Source organism: Aestuariivirga sp. (assembly GCF_044238155.1).
Taxonomy (GTDB): domain Bacteria; phylum Pseudomonadota; class Alphaproteobacteria; order Rhizobiales; family Aestuariivirgaceae; genus Aestuariivirga.
In genome coordinates this window covers 1-3,993 of the sequence record NZ_JBIIDX010000212.1, presented here as the reverse complement: position 1 = coordinate 3,993, position 3,993 = coordinate 1, and the positions used below count along the sequence as shown (strand labels likewise).

General features: G+C 65.3%; 6 protein-coding genes. 4 read left to right on the top strand and 2 right to left on the bottom strand.

Annotated elements, in window-relative coordinates:
• From ACILRN_RS16025 to ACILRN_RS16015, 3 genes are all read left to right on the top strand, one after another.
• On the top strand, positions 1-920 hold a 920-nt coding region (locus ACILRN_RS16025; protein WP_395689967.1), incomplete at its 5' end, for a penicillin-binding transpeptidase domain-containing protein.
• Between the two features lie 5 nt (positions 921-925).
• Positions 926-1,477 carry a DUF1214 domain-containing protein gene (locus tag ACILRN_RS16020; RefSeq protein ID WP_395689966.1) on the top strand — a complete coding sequence of 184 codons (552 nt, stop codon included), beginning with the start codon at positions 926-928 and terminating at the stop codon, positions 1,475-1,477.
• The gene (locus ACILRN_RS16015) at positions 1,474-2,037 is read left to right on the top strand and encodes a hypothetical protein (protein WP_395689965.1); all 564 of its coding nucleotides are present in this window, start codon (positions 1,474-1,476) and stop codon (positions 2,035-2,037) included. Before ACILRN_RS16020 ends, ACILRN_RS16015 begins: the two co-directional genes overlap by 4 nt.
• A 284-nt stretch (positions 2,038-2,321) precedes the next feature.
• On the opposite strand, the gene ACILRN_RS16010 is transcribed toward ACILRN_RS16015, so the two are convergent.
• Positions 2,322-2,657, bottom strand: coding sequence for a DUF1491 family protein (locus tag ACILRN_RS16010; RefSeq protein WP_395689964.1), 336 nt, complete (start codon positions 2,655-2,657; stop codon positions 2,322-2,324).
• 4 nt (positions 2,658-2,661) lie between these two features.
• Complete coding sequence (locus tag ACILRN_RS16005) at positions 2,662-3,321, bottom strand: peptidoglycan-binding protein (RefSeq protein ID WP_395689963.1); 660 nt, start codon at positions 3,319-3,321, stop codon at positions 2,662-2,664.
• Between the two features lie 239 nt (positions 3,322-3,560).
• Between ACILRN_RS16005 and ACILRN_RS16000 the strand changes: the two genes are divergently transcribed.
• A complete protein-coding gene (locus ACILRN_RS16000) occupies positions 3,561-3,983 on the top strand; it encodes a DUF5330 domain-containing protein (protein ID WP_395689962.1) in 423 nt (140 codons plus the stop codon).
• Positions 3,984-3,993: the final 10 nt, after the last annotated feature.

Below are 3,993 nucleotides of genomic sequence, written 5' to 3'. Positions count from 1 at the left end.
ACACCGCGCATCTCGCCGGAATCCGCGGCGTGCTTGAGACCTGGGCGCCCATGGTGCTTGGCACCAGTGCGCTCTCGCTCATTGATCTGACCACGGGCTACATCAGCTTTGCCTCCGGCGGATTTGCAGCCCAGCCCTATGCCGTGCTCGAAATCCGCCGTGCCAACGGTGACGTGCTCTATCGTCACGCCTCTGGCATCGAGATGCAGCCGCGCCGTGTGTTTCCGGAGGAGAAGGTGGCCGAGCTCAACGGCATGCTCAATGCCGTGGTGAAATCCGGCACCGGCCGGCGCGCCGATCTGGGCTTCGCGCCCCAGGCCGGAAAAACGGGCACCAACCAAGGTTACCGCGACGCCTGGTACATTGGCTACACCGGCCACTACGTGACCGGCGTATGGGTCGGCAATGACGACTTCACCCCGATGAAGGAGGTGACCGGCGGGCTCCTGCCGGCTCCCATCTGGAAGCGCATCATGGTTGAAGCGGAGCGCGGCCTTCCACCCATCGGACTTGCCGGTGTGCCTTATGACGAGTCCTATGCGCTGGCCGCCGCGGCACTCGCTCCTGCCGCCATGTCGCCGGCTCCGCCGAGCGACGAGACGGATCAGGCACTCGGAGCCGACCTCGCGCCGCAACCGGCCGAAGACGTGAACACCGTTCTCACCGGAATGTTCGACCTGTTCGAGGCGACGCCCGCCACCGCCACAGCTGCGACGGCGGCAACGGCGGCGGCAGCCGCCAAGCGGGCCGATGCCAGCCCGCAGTCTCTGGTGCTGCCACGGGCCAATGTCGAGCCTGACCCGCGGCTCCCCTTCCCGCGTGTGTTCGAACGCCTGTTCGGCGAGGAAGAAAATCTGCCGCCACCGGAAAAGAAGTCCAAGAAGAAAAAGCGCAAGACGCTTTTCGAGCGTATCTTCTGAATTCCATGCAGCGTTTCATTTGGGCATCGACCTACATCGTCGGCGGGCTGGCTGCAGGCTGTTTCAGCGCCATCCTGATGATACAGCAGTCTGCCGATCAGCTGCTCTCCGGAAGCGGCGCATGGTCGATGCGCAAGGCTGGCCTCGGCGCCAGGACGGATGTCTACGCCCGCAGCCATGACCTGCTCGCCGGCCGGCTACCCCCGCCGCCCGGCCAGATCAGCGAAGCCATCGCCAGCAGCGACGACGAGGGCGAGGCGCTGAGTCCACGCTGCACCTATCGCCTGTCGTCAGCAGAGCCGTTGCCGGAATGGTGGAGCCTGAGCGCGATTGCCGGGCGAACCGCCGATGCCGCTCTCCAGGCCAGCATGCACAGCGGATCGGTGCTTGCCGCCGCCGACGGGTCGATCACGATCACTGCCTCCAGCCTGCCGGCGCCAGGCAATTGGCTGAAACTGCCGCAAGGCCCGCATCTCAGCTTCGTTTACTGGGCGTTGCAAGATGGGCGGGACGCCAATCAGCCGCCCTTCACGCTCACCCGCGAGAGCTGCTCATGAAGCGCCATGCCTTCTGGGCAGCAGTGGCCCTGGCCCTTGCTGCAGCCGCGCATGCGGCTTTCACGCTTTATCTCCCCAGCTGGCTGTTCTCCCGCGAGCTTGCTGCGCTTGCGCAAAATCATGGCCGCAACAGCTTTTTCGTGCTCAGTCCAGGCGAACAGGCGCGGCTGTTCCCCGGCATGCCGCGCAGTGGCGTCACAGGCATGTGCCTGTTCGATCTGATGGCAGGCGATGTGGCAGTCTCTGCTGCCATGCCGGATGGCCCGTGGATCGCCACCATCTATACGAGCGAGGCCGAGGTGATCTATTCCGTGAATGACCGCCAGTCGGGGGCAGACAGTTTCACGCTGCGGCTGTCACGCGCGCCCAGCCTGGCCGAGCAGATCCTGAGCGCGACCGGCCCGGACAAGACCCAGGACATTGCCAGCGGCTGGGCCGTTCTGTCTCCGGTGGCGCAGGGGCTTGCGATCATCTGGTATCCCGATCCGTCCGCCGGCGTCAGGGCGCCTGCCGCGGACCTGATATCGGCATCGCGGTGTTCCGCCATGTCAGGCCAGTGACGTTCAGGAAAGACGCCTCAGGTACTGCGGGCTTGAGGGCCTGCCGAATTCGATGCCGGCAGGGTTCGTCCCGGTGTCAGGCGCTCAGCGAGATCATAGATTCGCTCGACCCGCACACCGTTGAAGATCAACACTTCCGCCGGAGCCGCCCTGTCACCGCTGACAGGCCGCACTCGATCTTGGGGAAACGCAATCACAGCACAGTCAGTCAGGGCTCGCATCGCATGTCTTCCGGGATCTCCTCGGGTTGAGACGAGACTGGCCACATCATGGTTAACAATAAATTAAGCGGAGCCAGCGAGTCCTGCCGTGCCGGCCCTGTCCTCGACCTCGACGATCCACAGGTCCGGGTCAGCCCGCTTGCGCCGCTCCAGCAGCGCCATGACCTCGCCAGGCCCTGCCGGAGGCCGCAGCTCGATATTCCAGCGCCGCTCGCCGGCATCATCATGCGAAGGTCCGGCCGCAGGGCCGAAGAGATGGCAGGTGCCGTCGAGGTGATTGACGATGACGAAGACCGCGCCAGCCTCCTCCGCACCTTTGCGCACCACGGCGCCGAATATCCCCTCGACCATGCAGCGCCGCAGGAAAGCGCTGACCCAGATTGCCGACTTGAGGCGCAACGGACTACGGCGACTGGGCTTCAGCCTGAGCGCCGGCCTTCCCGAGCTCAGCCATCAGCGCGTCATTGATCTCGCCGGTCTGCGGCATGTTGCGGTCACGCTGGAAGGCGATGATGGCATCGCGGGTCTGGCGGGTGAGTTCGCCGTCGACGGCGCCGGGGCTGTAGGAGAGCTCAGTGAGCGCCGTCTGAACGCGCCGGATCGCGGCACGGATATCTGCATCGGGGGCAGCCTCGATCGTACCGGTGAACAGCGCGGCTTGCGCCACCGCACGCGTGAAGCGGATATGTTCGGCCAGTTCCGCCGTGGGCTGGCCATCGGGCTTGAGGCCAACCGCCTCCTGATAGGCCTTCACCGCCTGTCGCGTCTTGCGGCCATTCACGCCGTCAGCAATCCCCTTGTAGTATCCCGCGGTGATCAGCTCGCGCTGAACTGCCTCCACCACCGGGTCGAATTTCAGCTGAATGGTGCGTACACCAACCTGGGGAACGGCAGGATCGGACTCCGCCTGCGGCTCGAGCCCAGCCTGTGCGGGTACTGGTTTCGACTGTTGCCCGAACAGGGCATTGCCAACAATGGCAAGGGCCATCACCGCCGTGAGACTCCAGGCGGTGACCGGCAGGATCCGGTTCCTGCGCACGTGTTTCGGCAGTTCTTCACGCATGTCCGGGCCCGGCAACCGTTCTCCCGGGGGCAGCCTGACAGCGGCCCCGTTCCAGACGAAATTGCACCATTCGCGGTTAACGGAACCTTTCGATTCGAGGCAGGCGGCAGGTTTCCGGCCGCATTTGCGTCCGGCACTCACAGGCTGGCACAGCTGTTTACTCAAAATAAGCCAGGCCTGTTCAGCACCGGTCAACCGCCTGTCCTATAGTCATCAATCCATTGTAGACTGAACCTGACATGCGCATCATTCGGACATTGATCCTGCTGGGAGCCGCCGGGCTCCTGCTGCCCTCGCCGCCCGACGAGGACGGGGCGGCAGGTCGCGATGACCAGCAGCCATCCACCCTCGAGCTGCTGACCTCGGCCGGGGCGGCAGCCTCTGACGCTGCCTCTTTCTGCAGTCGACAGCCCGAAGTCTGCGCTGTGGCCGGCTATCTGACCGAGCGCCTGACCGCAAAGGCCATTTACTCCGCATCGCTGGTCTGGGGCTGGGCGGATCAGCCCGACAGCGAGATCAGCGGCAACGCCGGGCCCTTCGCGGCACTGCGCGTCGCAGGCCCGGCGCCCGAGGCAAGCCGCGCTGCGGCCGGGCGCGGCCAGTCCACCCTCGAACTCGAAGATCTGATTCCGGAGTGGCGCGGCCCCGGCGAAGACAGTTGAGCTTGCGTCG

Bases quoted from the DNA above. Each gene is read 5' to 3' on its own strand.
- ACILRN_RS16005 (WP_395689963.1), bottom strand. From the start codon at position 3,321: ATGCGTGAAGAACTGCCGAAACACGTGCGCAGGAACCGGATCCTGCCG.
- ACILRN_RS16000 (WP_395689962.1), top strand. From the start codon at position 3,561: ATGCGCATCATTCGGACATTGATCCTGCTGGGAGCCGCCGGGCTCCTG.
- ACILRN_RS16015 (WP_395689965.1), top strand. From the start codon at position 1,474: ATGAAGCGCCATGCCTTCTGGGCAGCAGTGGCCCTGGCCCTTGCTGCA.
- ACILRN_RS16020 (WP_395689966.1), top strand. From the start codon at position 926: ATGCAGCGTTTCATTTGGGCATCGACCTACATCGTCGGCGGGCTGGCT.